Source organism: Pseudomonas azerbaijanorientalis, from assembly GCF_019139795.1.
Taxonomy (GTDB): Bacteria; Pseudomonadota; Gammaproteobacteria; order Pseudomonadales; family Pseudomonadaceae; genus Aquipseudomonas; species Aquipseudomonas laurylsulfatiphila.
Genome location: NZ_CP077078.1, coordinates 5,919,050 through 5,937,038, shown reverse-complemented (window position 1 = coordinate 5,937,038; position 17,989 = coordinate 5,919,050). Strand labels below are relative to the sequence as shown.

The window sequence follows — 17,989 nt, the reverse complement described above, 5'->3', positions numbered from 1 at the left end:
GAACCCGCCATGGCTTTCGAAGCAATGTTCCAGCCGATCCAGATCGGCAAACTGACCATCCGTAACCGCGTGCTCAGCACCGCGCACGCCGAGGTTTATGCCACCGACGGCGGCATGACCACCGATCGGTACGTCAAGTACTACGAAGAGAAAGCCAAGGGCGGGATCGGCCTGGCGATTTGCGGCGGTTCGTCCGTGGTGGCCATCGACAGCCCGCAGGAGTGGTGGAGTTCGGTGAACCTGTCCACCGACCGCATCATTCCGCACTTCCAGAATCTGGCCGATGCCATGCATAAGCACGGCGCCAAGATCATGATCCAGATTACCCACATGGGCCGTCGCTCGCGTTGGGACGGCTTCAACTGGCCGACGCTGATGTCGCCGTCGGGTGTGCGCGAGCCGGTGCACCGTGCCACTTGCAAAACCATCGAGCCGGAAGAAATCTGGCGGGTGATCGGTAACTACGCTCAAGCGGCCCGCCGCGCCAAGGCCGGTGGCCTGGACGGTGTTGAACTGTCGGCGGTGCACCAGCACATGATCGACCAGTTCTGGAGCCCGCGGGTCAACAAGCGTACCGACGAATGGGGCGGCACCTTCGAAGGCCGGATGAAGTTCGGTCTGGAAGTCTTGAAAGCCGTACGCGCCGAGGTCGGTGACGATTTCTGCGTGGGCATGCGCATCTGTGGTGACGAGTTCCACCCCGATGGCCTGTCCCACGAAGACATGAAGCAGATCGCCAAGTATTACGACGACACCGGCATGCTCGACTTCATCGGTGTCGTGGGTTCGGGTTGCGACACCCACAACACCCTGGCCAACGTGATTCCGAACATGAGTTATCCGCCGGAGCCGTTCCTGCATCTGGCTGCCGGCATCAAGGAAGTGGTCAAGGTTCCGGTGCTGCACGCGCAGAACATCAAGGACCCGAACCAGGCCACGCGTATCCTGGAAGGCGGTTACGTCGACATGGTCGGCATGACCCGCGCGCACATCGCCGACCCGCACCTGATCGCCAAGATCAAGATGGGCCAGATCGACCAGATCAAGCAGTGCGTCGGTGCCAACTACTGCATCGACCGTCAGTATCAGGGCCTGGATGTGCTGTGCATTCAGAACGCTGCTACTTCTCGTGAATACATGGGCCTGCCGCACATCATCGAAAAAACCACTGGCGTGAAGCGCAAGGTGGTGGTGGTCGGCGCCGGTCCTGCCGGGATGGAGGCCGCCCGCGTGGCCGCCGAGCGTGGCCACGACGTGACCCTGTTCGAGAAAAAGGAATTCATCGGCGGGCAGATCACCACCGCATCGAAAGCCCCGCAACGGGACCAGATCGCCGGTATCACCCGCTGGTATCAACTGGAACTGGCGCGGTTGAAAGTCGACCTGCGCCTGGGTACCGCGGCTGACGCGCCAACCATCATGGACCTGCGTCCGGACGTGGTGGTGCTGGCCGTCGGCGGTCATCCGTTCATCGAGCAGAACGAGCACTGGGGCGCAGCTGAAGGCCTGGTGGTCAGCAGCTGGGACATCCTCGACGGCAAGGTTGCACCGGGCAAGAACGTGCTGGTCTACGACACCATTTGCGAATTCACCGGCATGTCGACCGCTGACTTCATCGCCGACAAGGGCAGCCAGGTCGAGATCGTTACCGACGACATCAAGCCGGGCGTCGCCATCGGGGGTACATCGTTCCCGACTTACTACCGCAGCATGTACCCGAAAGAAGTGATCATGACCGGCGACATGATGCTGGAGAAGGTCTACCGCGAAGGCGACAAGCTTGTAGCGGTACTGGAAAACGAATACACCGGCGCCAAAGAGGAGCGGGTGGTTGACCAGGTGGTCGTGGAAAACGGCGTGCGTCCGGACGAAGAAATCTACTACGCGCTGAAGGAAGGCTCACGCAACAAAGGCCAGATCGATGTCGAAGCCTTGTTCGCGATCAAGCCGCAACCTTGCCTGGAACAGAGCGGCGACGGCTACCTGCTGTTCCGCATCGGCGACTGCGTGGCCCAGCGTAACGTGCACGCGGCGATCTATGACGCGCTGCGGTTGTGCAAGGATTTCTAAAGGCTGCACTTGACCCTGTGGGAGCGGGCTTGCCCGCGAATGCAATCTGTCTGCCGACATTGATGTCGACTGACCCACCGCTTTCGCGGGCAAGCCCGCTCCCACAGGAACCGCTGACCGCGTTTCTCCAAGATGTTCTGGTGGGAGCTTCACCATGTTGAACACCCTTCTTCCAATCCTGTTGTTCGCAGCCCTGGGCCTTGGTGTCCTGGGCGCGTTGCGGCGGGTGGCCATGTGGCGCCGGGGCCGGGCTTCGAAAGTCGACCTGATCGGTGGACTGTTCGCCATGCCCAAGCGCTACATGGTCGATTTGCACCATGTGGTGGCGCGGGACAAATACATTGCCAACACCCACGTCGCCACAGCCGGCGGTGCGGTGGCGTCCATCGTGCTGGCGATTCTGGTGCATGGTTTCGGCCTGCATAACCGCTTCCTCGGCTATGCGCTGCTTCTGATGTCGGCGGTGATGTTCGTTGGCGCGATCTTCGTTTACCTGCGTCGGCGCAACCCGCCGTCGCGTCTGTCGAAAGGCCCGTGGATGCGCCTGCCGAAAAGCCTGCTGGCATTCTCGGCCTCGTTCTTCCTGTTGACCCTGCCGGTGGCGGGCATCCTCCCGGAAAATTTCGGCGGCTGGCTGTTGGCAGCGATTCTCGGAGTTGGCGTGTTGTGGGGCGTGTCGGAGCTGTTCTTCGGCATGACCTGGGGCGGGCCGATGAAGCATGCCTTTGCCGGCGCCCTGCACCTGGCCTGGCACCGTCGCGCCGAACGTTTTGGCGGCGGCCGTTCCACCGGTTTGAAGCCGCTGGATCTCAGCGACCTGAGTGCGCCACTGGGCGTGGAAAAACCCAAGGATTTCACCTGGAACCAATTGCTCGGTTTCGACGCCTGCGTGCAGTGCGGTAAATGCGAAGCGGCGTGCCCGGCCTTCGCCGCTGGCCAGCCACTGAACCCGAAAAAACTGATTCAGGACATGGTCGTCGGCCTGGCCGGTGGCACCGATGCCAAATTCGCTGGCAGCCCATATCCCGGCAAAGCGATTGGCGAGCACGCTGGCAATCCGCATCAACCGATCGTCAACGGTCTGGTGGACGCCGAGACCCTGTGGTCCTGCACCACCTGCCGCGCCTGCGTCGAGGAGTGCCCGATGATGATCGAGCACGTCGATGCCATCGTCGACATGCGCCGTCACCTGACCCTGGAAAAAGGCGCGACCCCGAACAAGGGCGCCGAAGTCCTGGAAAACCTGATCGCCACCGACAACCCGGGCGGCTTCGCGCCGGGTGGGCGGATGAACTGGGCGGCGGACTTGAACCTCAACCTGCTCAGCGAAAAGAAATCCACCGACGTCCTGTTCTGGGTTGGCGATGGCGCCTTCGACATGCGCAACCAGCGCACCCTGCGCGCCTTCGTCAAAGTGCTCAAGGCGGCGAAAATCGACTTCGCCGTGCTCGGCCTGGAAGAGCGCGACAGCGGTGACGTGGCGCGGCGCCTGGGCGACGAAGCGACCTTCCAGCTGTTGGCCAAACGCAACATCCAGACCCTGGCCAAGTACAGCTTCAACCGCATCGTCACCTGCGATCCGCACAGTTTCCACGTGCTGAAAAACGAGTACGGCGCCTTCGATGGCAACTACCTGGTGCAGCACCACAGCACCTACATGGCGGAAATCATCCAGGCCGGCGCGCTGAACCTCGGTCAGCACAAAGGCGACAGCGTGACTTACCACGACCCGTGCTACCTCGGCCGCTACAACGGCGAATACGAGGCGCCGCGTGAGGTACTGCGCGCGCTCGGGATCGAAGTGAAAGAGATGCAACGTTCCGGTTTCCGCTCCCGCTGCTGCGGCGGTGGCGGCGGTGCGCCGATCACCGACATTCCGGGCAAGCAACGCATTCCTGACATGCGCATGGAAGACATCCGCGAAACCGGCGCCGAACTGGTGGCCGTGGGTTGTCCGCAGTGCACCGCGATGCTTGAAGGCGTGGTCGAACCCCGGCCGCTGATCAAGGACATCGCCGAACTGGTGGCCGATGCGTTGCTCGAAGACGCCGCGCCCGCCAAGACACCCGTCAAGCGTGAACCTGCGGAGGCCCACTGATGAGCGACATTATTCGCCGCGACCCTCGGGCCGAATGGATTGCCCGCAACCGTCTGCATCCACTGCACGCGGCCATGCAACCGGTGCAACACAGCTGGATGGGGCCTAACGGTGTCATCCGCAAGAATCCCCATGGCATTGGCTTTATCGGCCCCAACGGCATCAAGCGCATCGACCGTAGCGGCGCCCAGCAGGGCGGGACGAATAAACGTACAGCCGCTGTCGAAGTGCAATTGCCATTGCACCAGGTGGCCGCGCCGGCGTTTTACATCAGCGTGGTGCCGGATATGGTCGGTGGCCGCTTGAGCAGTCACGACCGCGACCTGCTGGGCCTGGCCCATCAACTGGCCGGCAAGGACGGCGCGGTGCTGGCCGTGGTGTTCGGCGAGCATAAGGAAAGCGCTTTTGCCACGGCGGGCGTCGATCGCCTGCTGGTGCTGGAAGGTGAAGAATTCAACGGTTATGCACCGGAACAGCGGGTCCAGGGCCTGCGGGCTGTGGATAACCAGTTCAGCCCACGACACTGGTTGTTGCCGGACAGTCGCACCGGTGGCGGGGAACTGGGTCGGCGCTTTGCCGCCGCCCTGGGTGAACGCCCGGCGACGCGGGTCTGGCAGGTCAAGGATCAGGAGTGCATCGGCCGCGCCGGTGCCGGTCTGCAAGACCTTGCCCGTCCGCTGGCGCGCTTGATTCTGGCGGCTGCCGAGTGCGCCGAACCGGTCAGCGAAACCCGTCATGAAGCATTGCCGGTGGAGTTATCCACAACCGTGGCGCGCAGCCTGTCGCGGATCGAAGATCTGGGCGCGGTGGCGGTGGATCCGGCGGCGATTCCGATGGCCGAGGCCGAGTTCATTTTCTCCGGCGGTAACGGGGTCAAGGACTGGGGACTTTTCCACAGGACCGCCGAAGCCCTCGGCGCGACCGAGGGCGCATCGCGGGTGGCGGTGGACGACGGCTTCATGGCCCGCGATCGTCAGGTCGGGGCATCCGGTACCTGGGTGACTGCACGGGTCTATGTGGCCGTGGGGATTTCCGGGGCGATCCAGCACCTGCAGGGCATTGGTGCCTGCGACAAGGTGGTGGCGATCAACCTCGACCCTGGCTGCGACATGATCAAGCGTGCCGACCTCTCGGTGATCGGCGAGAGTGCGGAGATTCTTCAAGCCTTGATCGAAGCGGTAGAGGCTTACCGCAACGACGCCAAGCGCGATGCGGCTTAAGGGAAGGAAAGGGTTATGAGCACGAAAATCATCAGCCTGGTGTCCATCGGCGCCCACCCGACGTCCGGTCGGCCGCGTCGCGCGGAACAGGATGCGCGGGCGGTGGAACTGGGCCTGCAACTGGCTGGGGATAACTTGCAGGTGCTGCATGCCGGCGACATCGCCGAGCCTGCGCTGCGCGCTTACCTGGGCATGGGCCTGGAACAGTTGCATGTGCTTGAGCAGCCCGAGGGTGCCGATGCGCTGCCGGCATTGACCGAGTATCTGCGTGATGCCGGTGCTCAGGTGGTGTTGACCGGCAGCCAGGCGGAAACCGGTGAAGGCTCGGGCATGTTGCCCTTCCTGCTGGCTGAAAGCCTGGGCTGGCCGCTGGTGGTGGGGCTGGCACAGGTCGAGTCCATCGATGGCGGTTCAGCGCTTGTGCTGCAAGCCTTGCCGCGCGGTCAACGTCGTCGGCTGAAGGTGCGCCTGCCGTTTCTGGCAACGGTGGACAACGCCGCGCCCAAGCCTCGCCAGAGCGCGTATGGCCCGGCCCGACGCGGCGTGCTGCAAGCGCAGGACGTTGAAGTCATCGATGATGAGCTGCTCGCGGTCGCCAGCCTGCAACCGGCCAAGCCACGGCCCAAGCGCCTGAAAGTGATCAAGGCCAAGAGCGGCGCCGACCGCATGAAAGCCGCGACGGCCAAGGCCAGTGGTGGGGGCGGGCAGGTGCTCAAGGGCGTGACGGCACAAGCGGGGGCTGAAGCGATCCTCAAGTTGCTGATTGAAGAGGGTGTGGTCCGCTGACAAATAGTCACCCTGGATCAAATGTGGGAGCGGGCTTGCTCGCGAAGGGGGCGTGTCAGTCGACATGAATATCGCCTGGCCCGCCGCTTTCGCGAGCAAGCCCGCTCCCACAGAAAAGCTTCATCTCACCGACATTTATGGGGGAACAATGGCCGTTGAATTTCGTTCGGCAGTGCGCGCCGATGCGCGTGAGATTGCGCGGTTGTTCCAGATTTCATCCGAGGGCGCTTCAGATTACATCTGGAGTCAGATCGCAGAGCCCGGGCAGGATCTGTTGGAGGTCGGTGCCATTCGCTATGCCCGGGACGATGTCGATTTCTCCTACCAGAACTGCCTGATTGCCGAGGCCGATGGCCAGGTCATTGGCATGATGCACAGTTACGCGATGCGCCACGATCCACTGGCGGTCCCGACGACCGACCCGGTGCTGGCGCCTTATGCCGACATGGAAGTGCCCGATACCCTGTATATCTCCAGCCTGGCCCTGCATGAAGGCTGGCGTAACCGGGGGCTGGGCAAGCAGTTTCTCGCCCATGCCCAAGAACGTGCCGACCGGCTCGGGCTCAATGGCCTGAGCCTGATCGACTATGCCGCCAACACTGGCGCCCGGCGTTTTTACGAGCGACACGGCTTCGCGGTCATCAAGACCTGCCAGGTCACCCCTCATCCCATGATCCGCGTCACAGGTGACGCCTATCTTATGCACAGACCCTGAGCTGGTTCGGGGGTTGTTCGAGTCGCGACAGTTATCCACAGCGCCACGCATCATTTATCTGGCTCCACGCTGACAAGGGCGGTGAGCTACAGTTTTCTATGCGCTGATCAAGGGTGCGGCACGCTTTCGGGAGTTTTCAGATATTCAGCGCTGACTCATAAAACCCGGTTTTATGACTGGCTTGAATATGAAGACTTTCGCTCTTTTGGCGCTCTTCGCTACGACCATGTGGGTATCCACAGGCTTGATGTCTGCCGTCCGGATAAAAGCCCCTGCGGCCGATCAGGACTTTTATCAGTGGGTCGAGACCGAGCAGGGGCGTAACGCGTCCCTGGCACAGTTGCGGCTGCAGTGCGACAAGGAGCGGGATGCCGATAAGCACCTCGACTGTTCGGTGTCGGTCCTGGCCAGAATGCTCGAAGCCAAGGTCGCCAACCAACTCCCCGAATACTATCTGGCGATCAAGGGCAGGCATGCCCGGGCGATAGAGGCCAGCGCCGGGCTGAAACCGCTGTTCTCCATGTTCGGCGACAAATCACTGGCTATCCTGGCGACGACTGGCAATTTCTCGGTCAGCGATTCGGTGCGGCATGAGGTGCTGCCGTTGCATCCGTATGCCAACGACTTTTACATCGCGCAAGAAGTGCTGCCATTTATCGATGTCGGCGCGGCCAATGGTGTCTCGGCGCGTTTTGTACTGGACACGGGGGCACCGCAAACCCGGGTCAACATCGACACTGCGAAACAGATGGGCATCAGGTTGTTGCCCGATGCCCAGTATCGCTACAGCACGTTTTATGGCGAAAAAGGCCTGGCTGCGAGGCTGGGCATTCTCAGGTCACTCAAGGTCGGCACCCGAGAGTTCAGGAATGTCCTGGTGTTTGTCAGCGACCGGGAGAATTTGCTGGGGCTGGACCTGATCAGCAAACTGGGGCGCTTGAAGATCACCAGAAACGCCCTGGAACTCAGTCCTGCGCCTGCCAGGCGCTGCGATGCGTTCATTGCCTTTAACCGCGTGGATCTCAACCAGCGGCTGGTGGTTGCCGCTCAACTGGATCGCCGCACAACGCTGGCCATCATCGATACGGGAAATGTCGACTACCTGACGGCCGCGTTACCTGGCAGACAGGCCAATGCCGTGCAGGCACTGACACCAGGAAGCTCGAACGGTTACACCGGCGACAACAAGCACTTTCAGCGCTTTGACGGCATATTGGTCATGCAAGGCAACATCATGGCGGTCAGCTACAAATACTACCCGGGCTTCACCATCCCGCCGTCGCTGCTGGGCGGGCAATACGTGCCGTCGATATTGCTCGGTTGGCGCGCCTTCAAAGACTTTGAATTGAACCTGGACCTGGGCTCAGGTCGCTCATGCTTCAATAAAGTCTGAACACGTTGGTGTTTACCCACAATCCCTGTTGGTGGTTCTGTGGATAACATGTTCGCCCCTCGCTACGGCCCATGTAATTCAAGCCCTGCAAGGCGTCGTTCAAAAAACAACCAGCCTCGCTCGTGTTTTTTCCAAGCTTTTTCAAGGGGATAAGTGCTGCTGTTAACGCAGACTTGCCCCCAATCTCTGTTGGCGCTTCTGTGGATAAGATGTTTGCTATCGGCTGCAGGCCTTGTAAATAGAGGTGTGCAGGTGTCTGATCAAAAAATGATCAAAAGGCGGTTTTGCATAGTCTGCTTTCACGCAAACGCTGGATTTCTCAAGGTTTCAGCGGTTTTCCACAGAGCTTTCCAAGTTAACCCCAAAGTCTGTTGGCGCTTCTGTGGATAAGGTGTTCGCCATCCTCTGAACGCCATGCAGGCCGTGGCTTTCAGGCTTTAGATCAAAAAACGACCAGTCCACGCGCGGAAGCAGGCTTCTGGATAAGTCACGGTTTTTCTTTGGTTTTCGTGAAGAAAATTTCCAGCATTTCCACAGTTGTCCCCAATAGCTGTGGGTGGAGGTGTGGATAACTTGTTTGCGGAAGGCTGGGAGGTGCGGCGGGCATAGGTCTAAACGAGATAGGTCATATTTCGTACAGTTCTATGAATGACAGGCAAGCCCCCTGTAGGAGCGAGCCTGCTCGCGATGGACGTCAACGATAACGTTGGCAACCTGACACCCGGCGGCGTTCTCAGGCTCATCGCGAGCAAGCTCGCTCCTACAGGGAGTGGATTTAGCCTTGGACCGGAACGCCTTTGAGGTACGGCGCAGGTTCGGCCCCCAGGTTGCTCAGCAGACGCTCGCTGTACCAGTCCACGAAGTTCACCACGCCGAACTCATAGGTCTTGGAGTACGGGCCAGGCTGGTATGCGGTGGAGTTGATGCCGCGCTGGTTCTCTTCGGCCAGGCGACGGTCCTGGTCGTTGGTGGCGTCCCAGACCTGGCGCATGCGCTCCACGTCGTAGTCCACGCCTTCGACCGCGTCCTTGTGCACGATCCACTTGGTGGTGACCATGGTTTCCTGGGCGCTGATCGGCCACACGGTGAACACGATGATGTGGTCGCCCATGCAGTGGTTCCAGGAGTGCGGCAGGTGCAGGATGCGCATCGAGCCCAGGTCCGGGTTCTTGATGCGGCCCATCAGCTTGGCACAGCCCTGTTTGCCGTCCATGGTCATCGACACGGTGCCCTTGAGCAGCGGCATGCGCACGATGCGGTTACGCAGGCCGAAGCTGGCGTGGGCGTAGGGGATCTTCTCGGCTTCCCAGGCGGCGGCGGAGGCGGCGACGTGGTCCTTGAACGCCTGGTCGGCGCGCGGGTCGGTGACGTCGTCCCATTCCAGCAGGGTTTTCAGCAGTTCCGGGTGCGACGCGTTGCAGTGGTAGCACTCGCGGTTGTTTTCCAGCACAAGCTTCCAGTTGGCCTTTTCCATCAAGGTGGTTTGCACCGCCACCTTGGTGTTTTCCATGTCGTACGGTTCCATGTAGTGGTTGAGCGTCGACAGGAAGTCATCGATGGCTGGCGGGTTCTCCGCCAGACTGATGAAGATGTAGCCGCCAGCAGTCTTCACGTTCACCGGTTTGAGGCCGTACTGATTCATGTCGAAGTCGGCGCCCATCTCGGTGCCGGCGAACAGCAGGCGACCGTCGAGTTCGTAGGTCCACTGGTGGTAGTGGCAAACCAGCTTGGCGACCTTGCCCTTGTCGCTGGTGCACAGGCGCGAGCCACGGTGGCGGCAGACGTTATGGAACGCGTGCACCACGCCTTCGGCGCCACGGATGACGATGATCGGGTTCTTGCCGACCTGCAGGGTCAGGTAGTTGCCCTTGGTGGGGATCTCGCAGGTCATGCCGGCGATCAGCCACTCTTTCTGAAAGATTTCCTGCATGTCGATATCAAACAGGCGGTCGTCGGAGTAAAACGGCTGCGGCAGCGAGAACGTGCGCTCACGCTCTTGCAGCATCTGTGCGGTGGCCTTGCGTGCGGGTTCCAGCGGATCGCCCAGGCTCAGTGTAGTAGTGACGTCCATCGTTTAATCCTCAAGGCCATTCTGTGTGGCCGGCGAAAGTGGCTAATCAGGGTTGCTACGCAAGGTGTAATGGTTGTGTCTTGGTATGGGGCGAGTGTGGGGCCGGCGCTGGCCAGAACCTTATCCATGGGCGACATGGTGCAATCTGTTCCCGACGCGCAAGCCCCGGTCGTTGGGGGCTGGTCGCGATAAGCATGTCAATGTCGCAGATAGGTAAATGGGTGATCCGCGCTATACGCAGAATCGCCAACATGAAGGCCGACAGTCGGCCGTGGAGATCAGCATGTCCAACAGCTTCCTGAATCCGGTAACCACCCAGACCTGGGCCAATGGTCGACACATTGTCCGTTGCGTCAAAGTCATCCAGGAAACCTGGGATGTGCGCACCTTTTGCTTCATGGCCGACCAGCCGATCCTGTTCTTCTTCAAGCCGGGGCAGTTTGTCACCCTGGAGCTGGAAATCGAAGGCCAGCCGATCATGCGTTCGTACACCATTTCCAGTTCGCCGTCGGTACCCTACAGCTTTTCGGTGACCATCAAGCGTGTGCCGGGCGGCAAGGTCTCGAACTGGCTGCACGACACCCTGCACGAAGGCCAGGAGCTGGCGGTGCACGGTCCGGTCGGGCTGTTCAATGCCATGGACTTCACCGCGCCGAAGGTGCTCTACCTCAGCGGCGGCGTTGGTATCACGCCGGTCATGTCCATGGCGCGCTGGTTCTACGACACCAACGGCAATGTCGACATGGTGTTTATCCACAGCGCCCGTTCGCCCAAAGACATCATTTACCACCGCGAACTGGAGCACATGGCGTCGCGGATCGAAAACTTCAGCCTGCACCTGATCTGCGAGAAGCACGGCATGGGTGAGCCTTGGGCCGGCTATCGCGGTTACCTGAACCACAGAATGCTTGAATTGATGGCGCCTGACTTCCTTGAGCGCGAAGTATTCTGCTGCGGCCCGACACCCTATATGAATGCGGTCAAGCGCTTGCTCGAAGGCGCAGGTTTCGACATGTCGCGTTACCACGAAGAATCCTTCGGTGCGACCCCGCCAGAGGCGCGCGCCGACGCAGTGGAGCACGCCGAGCAGGCAGCCGAGGCGCCGGAAGTCGACGCCGCGGACCTGCATCAAGTGGAGTTCACCGCCTCCGGCAAGAGCATCCGCGTGGCCCCGGGCGAGACCGTGCATGCGGCGGCGGCCAAGGTCGGCCTGATGATTCCGAAAGCGTGTGGCATGGGCATCTGCGGCACCTGCAAGGTGTTGAAGCTGGGTGGCGAAGTGGAGATGGAGCACAACGGCGGCATCACCGAGGAAGACGAAGCCGAAGGGTTCATCCTGTCGTGCTGCAGCGTGCCGAAGGGCGACGTGCGGATCGAATTCTAAGCGTTACGCAATACCCTTGTAGGAGCGAGCTTGCTCGCGATGGACGTCAACGATGACGCTGGCAACCTGGCACCCCGCGGCGTTCTCAGGTTCATCGCGAGCAGGCTCGCTCCTACAGGGGAGGGTTTTAGTCAATAAACAGATCTGTCATCAGCTTTTCGGTGCTGTCGGGCGCGAACCGATAGTGCTCGAACTCGGTCGCGCCGTTCTCCCGCAAGATTTCCTCATCGATCAACAACCGCCCGGTCAGGCTGCGGTTTGTGCAGCTCAAAATCACATGCGCGGCATCCGCCATGATCGCAGGCGTTCGCGCATGCTTGAATGATTCCTTCGACCCCAACTGAAACTCGATGGCCGCGGTGGCAATCATCGTCTGTGGCCACAGCGAGTTGACGCTGATGCCGTAATTCCTGAATTCCTCACTCATGCCCAGGGTGAGCATGCTCATGCCGTACTTGGTGACGGTGTACGGGCTGTACTGGGCGAACCATTTGGTGGCCAGGTTCAGCGGCGGAGACAGATTGAGGATGTGGCCGCCGGATTTCTTCAGGTACGGCAGCGCAGCCTGACTGCACAGCAATACGGCACGGGTGTTGATCTGGTGCATCAGGTCGAAGCGCTTGAGTTCAATGTGCTGGACCCCGGTCAGCTTGATCGCCCCGGCGTTGTTGATCAGTGCGTCGATACCGCCGAAATGTTCGTTGGCCCGGGCCAGCGCCTCGCGTACAGCATCTTCTTCACGTACATCCACCTGCAAGGCCAGCGCCTTGCCGCCTGCGGCTTCCACTTCCCGGGCCACGCTGAAAATCGTGCCCGGCAGCTTGGGGTGGGGTTCGGCACTTTTGGCGGCGATCACAATGTTGGCCCCATCGCGTGCGGCCCGCAGCGCGATCTCGCGGCCGATGCCACGGCTGGCGCCGGTGATGAACAGGGTTTTGCCTTGCAATGACATGCATACGCTCCTGATTGTTGTTATGCGAGCGGGGTGGCTCGACAGACAATGTAGACCAGGTCTTTCAGGAGCTACTGTGAGAAAGATGAAATGAAACAAACCTGTATGACAAAGGAACATCTACCTTCGCCATACAGGATTCGACTGTGAATCAGTTAGCCATCAACTCACAAAATGGATTGCCGGAGTCATGAATTATTAATCAGCTTTATACAGCTTGATTTCGTATGAGTTGTCCATCTGCTGCACGTACTGCTTAAGGGCGATTGTAAACGTGGATCCGTGCTGTGAAATGATGTCGCCGACCTGGGCAATTTTTTGAACTTCGTCCCAGCTCACGTTAGTGACAGTAGCTTTCGGGTCCTTGATCAGGACTTGGTTCAGGGCTTGAATGCTCATTTGAATTACTCTGCGCTAGAACATGGGGTGCGTCGAAAATTCGACACGCGATTGTTCCCGAAAGACTGCGCGAACTCCTTTTCAGGTGCTCAGACGTTACTTCGGCGATGCAGAGACGGTGAACTGTCAGAAATGCCAGTTCGGATGAACGGCGCGGCCGAGATGTGCAGCGCCGTTGACAGCGACCTCAGGCGCTCATCACTTCACGAATGTCCTTCGCCAGCTCGCGCACACGCTCTTCCTCGGTATCCCACGAGCACATGAAACGTGCGCCGCCGTTGCCAATGAAGGTGTAGAAGCGCCAACCCCTGGCGGCCAGGGCGGCAATGGCCGGCTCCGACAGTTGCAGGAACACGCCGTTGGCCTGTACCGGGAACATCAGTTCCACGCCAGGAATGTCGCTGACCAGTTCGGCCAGCAGTTGTGCACAGTGGTTGGCGTGGTTGGCGTATTTGAGCCAGGCGTCGTTTTCAAGGATGCCGACCCAGGGTGCCGACAGGAAGCGCATTTTTGAAGCAAGCTGCCCGGCCTGTTTGCAGCGGTAATCGAAGTCTTCGGCCAGTTTGTGGTTGAAGAACAGGATTGCCTCGCCCACCGCCATGCCGTTCTTGGTTCCGCCGAAGCACAACACGTCGACGCCGGCCTTCCAGGTCAGGTCCGCCGGGGTGCAGCCGAGGAACGCGCAGGCGTTGGAGAAGCGTGCGCCGTCCATGTGCAGGTTCAGGCCCAGTTCCTTGCAGGTGGCGCTGATGGCGCGGATTTCGTCCGGGGTATAGACGCTGCCGACTTCGGTGGCCTGGGTCAGGGTCACCACACGTGGTTTCGGGTAGTGGATGTCCTGGCGCTTGAGTGCGACCTCGCGGATCGATTCCGGGGTGAGCTTGCCGTTTTCGGTGCGGGCGATCAGCAGCTTGGAGCCGTTGGAGAAAAATTCCGGGGCGCCGCATTCGTCGGTTTCGACGTGAGCGGTTTCCGAGCAGATCACGCTGTGGTAACTCTGGCACAGCGAGGACAGCGCCAGCGAGTTGGCGGCGGTGCCGTTGAAGGCGAAAAACACTTCACAGTCGGTTTCAAACAGTTTGCGGAAATCGTCGGAGGCGCGGGCGGTCCATTCGTCGTCGCCGTAGGCGCGCTGGTGGCCGTGGTTGGCCTGTTCCATGGCCGCCCAGGCTTCAGGGCAGATACCGGAATAGTTGTCGCTGGCGAATTGTTGGCTCTTGTCGGTCATGGCCTGCTTCCGTGGTCGAGATGCCTATGGTGAAGCGTCCCGTGGTCAATGAGGGTGCGCACTGTACCCAAGATCGTCAGGTGCAGCGCACAGGATGTCGCTGTTTGGAAAATACACAGTCGAAGGGCAATTATGCACATGACGATGCACAAGGCCATGCACTTAACGCAGCGAGACGGGGCACTGGATCTGCTCAAGTGGCTGGCGCTTTTGAGCATGCTGCTCGATCACCTGAGATATGTCGGCTATTCCGCCGATTGGCTGTATGTGCCGGGGCGCCTGGCGTTTCCGTGGTTCTGCCTGGCGATGGCGGCCAATCTGGCGCGCGAGCGGACTACGACGACCGGTGGCCAGTGGCGCTATCTGGGGTGGTTGTTGCTGTTTAGCGCGGTGAGTGAAGTTCCCTACCGGATGTTCATTTCCCATCCCGACACCTTGAACGTGCTGCCCACCCTTGCCCTGGGCTGGCTGGTGGTTCGTGGCTGGCAGCAGCCGGTGCTTGCATCGCGACTGCTTGCAGTTGGCGCTGTCCTGCTGGCGGCGTTTTTCTCCCAGCGATTGATGTTCGGTTTTTTTGGCGTCCTGTTGCCGTTGGTCTTGCTGCTGGTACTGCACCGACCCTGGTATTTCGGGCTGTTGGCGGGGCTGGTCTGTCTGGCGGCCAATCAATGGCAGGTGCTGTATCACGCCGCACGACTGGGCAACCACGCGGCCATTCCGGCAATCGCCGCTTGTCTGATTGCGCCATGGCTCGGGCTGTTCTTGTTGCGACATGCCAAGGGCGTAAATCCACCACCGATGCGGCGCTGGGCCTATGCGCTGTATCCCGTGCATTTCCTTGTTTTACTGGCGCTACGTCAAGCACTTGCCTAATCCCTGTGGGAGCGGGCTTGCTCGCGAAGCAGGCACTTCGGTGTCCCAGACAGACCGCGTCATCGTTCTTCGCGAGCAAGCCCGCTCCCACAGGGGTTGCGTTGATCCATTTCCCGCCATGTCGTAAACGCACCTTTGCGTGGCGCCCGTAGGCATTTGACGACTCCAAGCCAGTCATACCATCGCTACCAAAGGGCACTGCCGAAAAGCCAGTGCCTCACCGAGACGAATGGCGCACCGCCGCCGCTGGGAGAGACGCGATGTTCAGCAAGCAAGACCAGATCCAGGGTTACGACGATGCACTGCTGGCGGCGATGAATGCCGAGGAGCAACGTCAGGAAGATCACATCGAGCTGATCGCGTCGGAGAACTACACCAGCAAGCGCGTGATGCAGGCCCAGGGCAGCGGCCTGACCAACAAATACGCCGAAGGTTACCCGGGCAAGCGCTACTACGGTGGCTGCGAGCACGTAGACAAGGTCGAGGCCCTGGCCATCGAGCGCGCCAAGCAACTGTTCGGCGCCGATTACGCCAACGTCCAGCCGCACTCCGGTTCCTCGGCCAACAGCGCCGTGTACCTGGCCCTGCTGCAAGCTGGCGACACCATCCTCGGCATGAGCCTGGCCCACGGCGGTCACCTGACCCACGGCGCCAAAGTGTCGTCCTCGGGCAAGCTGTACAACGCTGTGCAGTACGGCATCGACACCAAGACCGGTCTGATCGACTACGACGAAGTCGAGCGCCTGGCCGTCGAGTGCAAGCCGAAGATGATCGTTGCCGGTTTTTCGGCCTACTCCAAGACCCTCGACTTCCCGCGCTTCCGCCAGATCGCCGATAAGGTCGGTGCGCTGCTGTTCGTCGACATGGCCCACGTTGCCGGTCTGGTCGCGGCCGGTCTGTACCCGAACCCGCTGCCTTATGCCGACGTGGTCACCACCACTACCCACAAGACCCTGCGCGGTCCGCGTGGCGGCCTGATCCTGTGCAAGGCCAACGAAGAAATCGAGAAGAAGCTCAACGCGGCAGTTTTCCCGGGTGCCCAGGGTGGCCCGCTGATGCACGTGATCGCCGGTAAGGCGGTGTGCTTCAAGGAAGCGCTGGAGCCCGGCTTCAAGGCTTACCAGCAACAAGTGATCGACAACGCCCAGGCCATGGCCGGCGTGTTTATCAAACGCGGCTACGATGTAGTGTCCGGCGGTACCGATAACCACCTGTTCCTGGTCAGCCTGATCCGTCAGGGCCTGACCGGCAAGGACGCGGATGCCGCCCTCGGTCGCGCCCATATCACTGTGAACAAGAATGCTGTGCCGAACGATCCACAGTCGCCGTTCGTGACCTCCGGCCTGCGCATCGGGACCCCGGCGGTGACCACGCGCGGCTTCAAGGTGGCCCAGTGCGTCACGCTGGCCGGCTGGATCTGCGACATCCTCGACAACCTCGGCGATGCCGATGTCGAGGCCAATGTCGCCGAGCAAGTGGCAGCCCTGTGCGCGGACTTCCCGGTTTATCGCTGAGTGCGGTTTTGGAGTAAATGACTATGCAACGCTACTCGGGCTTCGGCCTCTTCAAACACTCTCTCAGCCACCATGAAAACTGGCAGCGCATGTGGCGCACGCCGACCCCGAAAAAGGTCTACGACGTGGTCATCGTCGGCGGTGGCGGGCATGGCCTGGCCACGGCTTACTACCTGGCCAAGGAGCACGGCATCACCAACGTGGCCGTGGTCGAGAAAGGCTGGCTGGGCGGCGGTAACACCGCGCGCAACACCACCATCGTGCGCTCCAACTACCTGTGGGACGAGTCGGCCCACCTGTACGAACACGCGATGAAACTGTGGGAAGGCCTGTCCCAGGACCTGAACTACAACGTGATGTTCTCCCAGCGCGGCGTCTACAACCTGTGCCACACCCTGCAGGACATCCGTGATTCCGAGCGTCGGGTCAGCGCCAACCGCCTCAATGGCGTAGACGGCGAACTGCTCGATGCCAAGCAAGTGGCTGACGAGATCCCGTACCTCGACTGCTCGAAGAACACCCGCTACCCGGTGATGGGCGCAACCGTCCAGCGTCGTGGTGGCGTGGCCCGTCACGATGCCGTGGCCTGGGGCTTTGCCCGGGCCGCCGACGCCCTTGGCGTGGACTTGATCCAGCAGACCGAAGTGATTGGTTTCCGCAAGGAAAACGGCGTGTGCATCGGCGTGGAAACCAACAAAGGCTTCATCGGCGCCAAGCGCGTCGGCGTGGTGACTGCCGGTAACTCCGGGCACATGGCCAAGCTCGCCGGTTTCCGCCTGCCGATCGAATCCCACCCGCTGCAAGCGCTGGTGTCCGAGCCGATCAAGCCGATTATCGACAGCGTGATCATGTCCAACGCCGTGCACGGCTACATCAGCCAGTCCGACAAGGGCGACCTGGTGATCGGCGCCGGTATCGACGGCTACAACGGCTACGGCCAGCGTGGTTCGTACCCGGTGATCGAGCACACCATCCAGGCCATCGTCGAGATGTTCCCGGTGTTGTCGCGCGTGCGCATGAACCGTCAGTGGGGCGGCATCGTCGACACCACGCCGGATGCCTGCCCGATCATTTCGAAAACCCCGGTACCGAACATGTTCTTCAACTGCGGTTGGGGCACCGGTGGCTTCAAGGCCACACCTGGCTCGGGCAACGTGTTTGCCGCAAGCCTGGCCAAAGGCGAAATGCACCCGTTGGCCGCACCGTTCTCCATCGACCGTTTCCACAACGGTGCGCTGATTGACGAACACGGCGCTGCTGCCGTCGCCCACTAACAGGAGAAATTT

14 protein-coding genes are annotated in these 17,989 nt (G+C 60.8%); 10 read left to right on the top strand and 4 right to left on the bottom strand.

Annotated elements, in window-relative coordinates:
- Positions 1 to 9: 9 nt before the first annotated feature.
- The 6 genes from dgcA (at position 10) to KSS91_RS26655 (ending at position 8,282) form a co-directional block, all read left to right on the top strand.
- Positions 10 to 2,070, top strand: coding sequence for a dimethylglycine demethylation protein DgcA (dgcA, locus tag KSS91_RS26680; RefSeq protein ID WP_007975506.1), 2,061 nt, complete (start codon positions 10 to 12; stop codon positions 2,068 to 2,070).
- 154 nt (positions 2,071 to 2,224) lie between these two features.
- Positions 2,225 to 4,168: a dimethylglycine demethylation protein DgcB gene (gene dgcB, locus KSS91_RS26675; RefSeq protein ID WP_015097137.1), complete on the top strand. Its 1,944-nt coding sequence runs from the start codon at positions 2,225 to 2,227 to the stop codon at positions 4,166 to 4,168.
- A complete protein-coding gene (gene etfA, locus KSS91_RS26670) occupies positions 4,168 to 5,388 on the top strand; it encodes an electron transfer flavoprotein subunit alpha (RefSeq protein ID WP_217836567.1) in 1,221 nt (406 codons plus the stop codon). The genes dgcB and etfA overlap by 1 nt, the downstream gene beginning before the upstream one ends.
- A gap of 15 nt (positions 5,389 to 5,403) precedes the next feature.
- Positions 5,404 to 6,174: an electron transfer flavoprotein subunit beta gene (etfB, locus tag KSS91_RS26665; protein ID WP_015097135.1), complete on the top strand. Its 771-nt coding sequence runs from the start codon at positions 5,404 to 5,406 to the stop codon at positions 6,172 to 6,174.
- 148 nt (positions 6,175 to 6,322) lie between these two features.
- Positions 6,323 to 6,889: a GNAT family N-acetyltransferase gene (locus tag KSS91_RS26660; RefSeq protein ID WP_217838478.1), complete on the top strand. Its 567-nt coding sequence runs from the start codon at positions 6,323 to 6,325 to the stop codon at positions 6,887 to 6,889.
- Positions 6,890 to 7,115: 226 nt separating this feature from the next.
- On the top strand, positions 7,116 to 8,282 hold the full coding sequence (locus tag KSS91_RS26655; RefSeq protein ID WP_217836566.1) for a retropepsin-like aspartic protease: 1,167 nt from the start codon (positions 7,116 to 7,118) through the stop codon (positions 8,280 to 8,282).
- 775 nt (positions 8,283 to 9,057) lie between these two features.
- Here the strand turns inward: KSS91_RS26655 and gbca are convergent.
- Entirely contained in the window at positions 9,058 to 10,353 is a 1,296-nt protein-coding gene (gene gbca / locus KSS91_RS26650; protein ID WP_217836565.1) for a glycine betaine monooxygenase oxygenase subunit, read from the bottom strand.
- A 283-nt stretch (positions 10,354 to 10,636) separates the two neighbouring features.
- Here gbca and gbcB point away from each other — a divergent pair, with 283 nt between their 5' ends.
- On the top strand, positions 10,637 to 11,737 hold the full coding sequence (gene gbcB, locus KSS91_RS26645) for a glycine betaine monooxygenase reductase subunit (RefSeq protein ID WP_095964136.1): 1,101 nt from the start codon (positions 10,637 to 10,639) through the stop codon (positions 11,735 to 11,737).
- A 127-nt stretch (positions 11,738 to 11,864) separates the two neighbouring features.
- Here gbcB and KSS91_RS26640 read toward each other — a convergent pair whose 3' ends face one another.
- From KSS91_RS26640 to KSS91_RS26630, 3 genes are all read right to left on the bottom strand, one after another.
- Positions 11,865 to 12,689, bottom strand: a complete 825-nt coding sequence (locus KSS91_RS26640) for an SDR family oxidoreductase (protein WP_126047966.1) — start codon at positions 12,687 to 12,689, stop codon at positions 11,865 to 11,867.
- Between the two features lie 198 nt (positions 12,690 to 12,887).
- Positions 12,888 to 13,088 carry a hypothetical protein gene (locus KSS91_RS26635; protein WP_217836564.1) on the bottom strand — a complete coding sequence of 67 codons (201 nt, stop codon included), beginning with the start codon at positions 13,086 to 13,088 and terminating at the stop codon, positions 12,888 to 12,890.
- 187 nt (positions 13,089 to 13,275) lie between these two features.
- Entirely contained in the window at positions 13,276 to 14,316 is a 1,041-nt protein-coding gene (locus tag KSS91_RS26630; RefSeq protein WP_217836563.1) for a threonine aldolase family protein, read from the bottom strand.
- 144 nt (positions 14,317 to 14,460) lie between these two features.
- Between KSS91_RS26630 and KSS91_RS26625 the strand changes: the two genes are divergently transcribed.
- The 3 genes from KSS91_RS26625 (at position 14,461) to KSS91_RS26615 (ending at position 17,977) form a co-directional block, all read left to right on the top strand.
- Positions 14,461 to 15,189, top strand: coding sequence for a TraX family protein (locus KSS91_RS26625; protein ID WP_225923778.1), 729 nt, complete (start codon positions 14,461 to 14,463; stop codon positions 15,187 to 15,189).
- 260 nt (positions 15,190 to 15,449) lie between these two features.
- Positions 15,450 to 16,703, top strand: a complete 1,254-nt coding sequence (glyA, locus tag KSS91_RS26620) for a serine hydroxymethyltransferase (RefSeq protein ID WP_007980421.1) — start codon at positions 15,450 to 15,452, stop codon at positions 16,701 to 16,703.
- Between the two features lie 23 nt (positions 16,704 to 16,726).
- Positions 16,727 to 17,977: a sarcosine oxidase subunit beta gene (locus KSS91_RS26615; RefSeq protein ID WP_007980419.1), complete on the top strand. Its 1,251-nt coding sequence runs from the start codon at positions 16,727 to 16,729 to the stop codon at positions 17,975 to 17,977.
- Positions 17,978 to 17,989: the final 12 nt, after the last annotated feature.

Coding starts and splice junctions, on each gene's coding strand:
- glyA (WP_007980421.1), top strand. CDS start 15,450: ATGTTCAGCAAGCAAGACCAGATCCAGGGTTACGACGATGCACTGCTG.
- gbca (WP_217836565.1), bottom strand. CDS start 10,353: ATGGACGTCACTACTACACTGAGCCTGGGCGATCCGCTGGAACCCGCA.
- KSS91_RS26615 (WP_007980419.1), top strand. CDS start 16,727: ATGCAACGCTACTCGGGCTTCGGCCTCTTCAAACACTCTCTCAGCCAC.
- dgcA (WP_007975506.1), top strand. CDS start 10: ATGGCTTTCGAAGCAATGTTCCAGCCGATCCAGATCGGCAAACTGACC.
- etfA (WP_217836567.1), top strand. CDS start 4,168: ATGAGCGACATTATTCGCCGCGACCCTCGGGCCGAATGGATTGCCCGC.
- KSS91_RS26660 (WP_217838478.1), top strand. CDS start 6,323: ATGGCCGTTGAATTTCGTTCGGCAGTGCGCGCCGATGCGCGTGAGATT.
- KSS91_RS26655 (WP_217836566.1), top strand. CDS start 7,116: ATGTGGGTATCCACAGGCTTGATGTCTGCCGTCCGGATAAAAGCCCCT.
- KSS91_RS26625 (WP_225923778.1), top strand. CDS start 14,461: ATGCACAAGGCCATGCACTTAACGCAGCGAGACGGGGCACTGGATCTG.
- KSS91_RS26630 (WP_217836563.1), bottom strand. CDS start 14,316: ATGACCGACAAGAGCCAACAATTCGCCAGCGACAACTATTCCGGTATC.
- KSS91_RS26640 (WP_126047966.1), bottom strand. CDS start 12,689: ATGTCATTGCAAGGCAAAACCCTGTTCATCACCGGCGCCAGCCGTGGC.
- gbcB (WP_095964136.1), top strand. CDS start 10,637: ATGTCCAACAGCTTCCTGAATCCGGTAACCACCCAGACCTGGGCCAAT.
- KSS91_RS26635 (WP_217836564.1), bottom strand. CDS start 13,088: ATGAGCATTCAAGCCCTGAACCAAGTCCTGATCAAGGACCCGAAAGCT.
- etfB (WP_015097135.1), top strand. CDS start 5,404: ATGAGCACGAAAATCATCAGCCTGGTGTCCATCGGCGCCCACCCGACG.
- dgcB (WP_015097137.1), top strand. CDS start 2,225: ATGTTGAACACCCTTCTTCCAATCCTGTTGTTCGCAGCCCTGGGCCTT.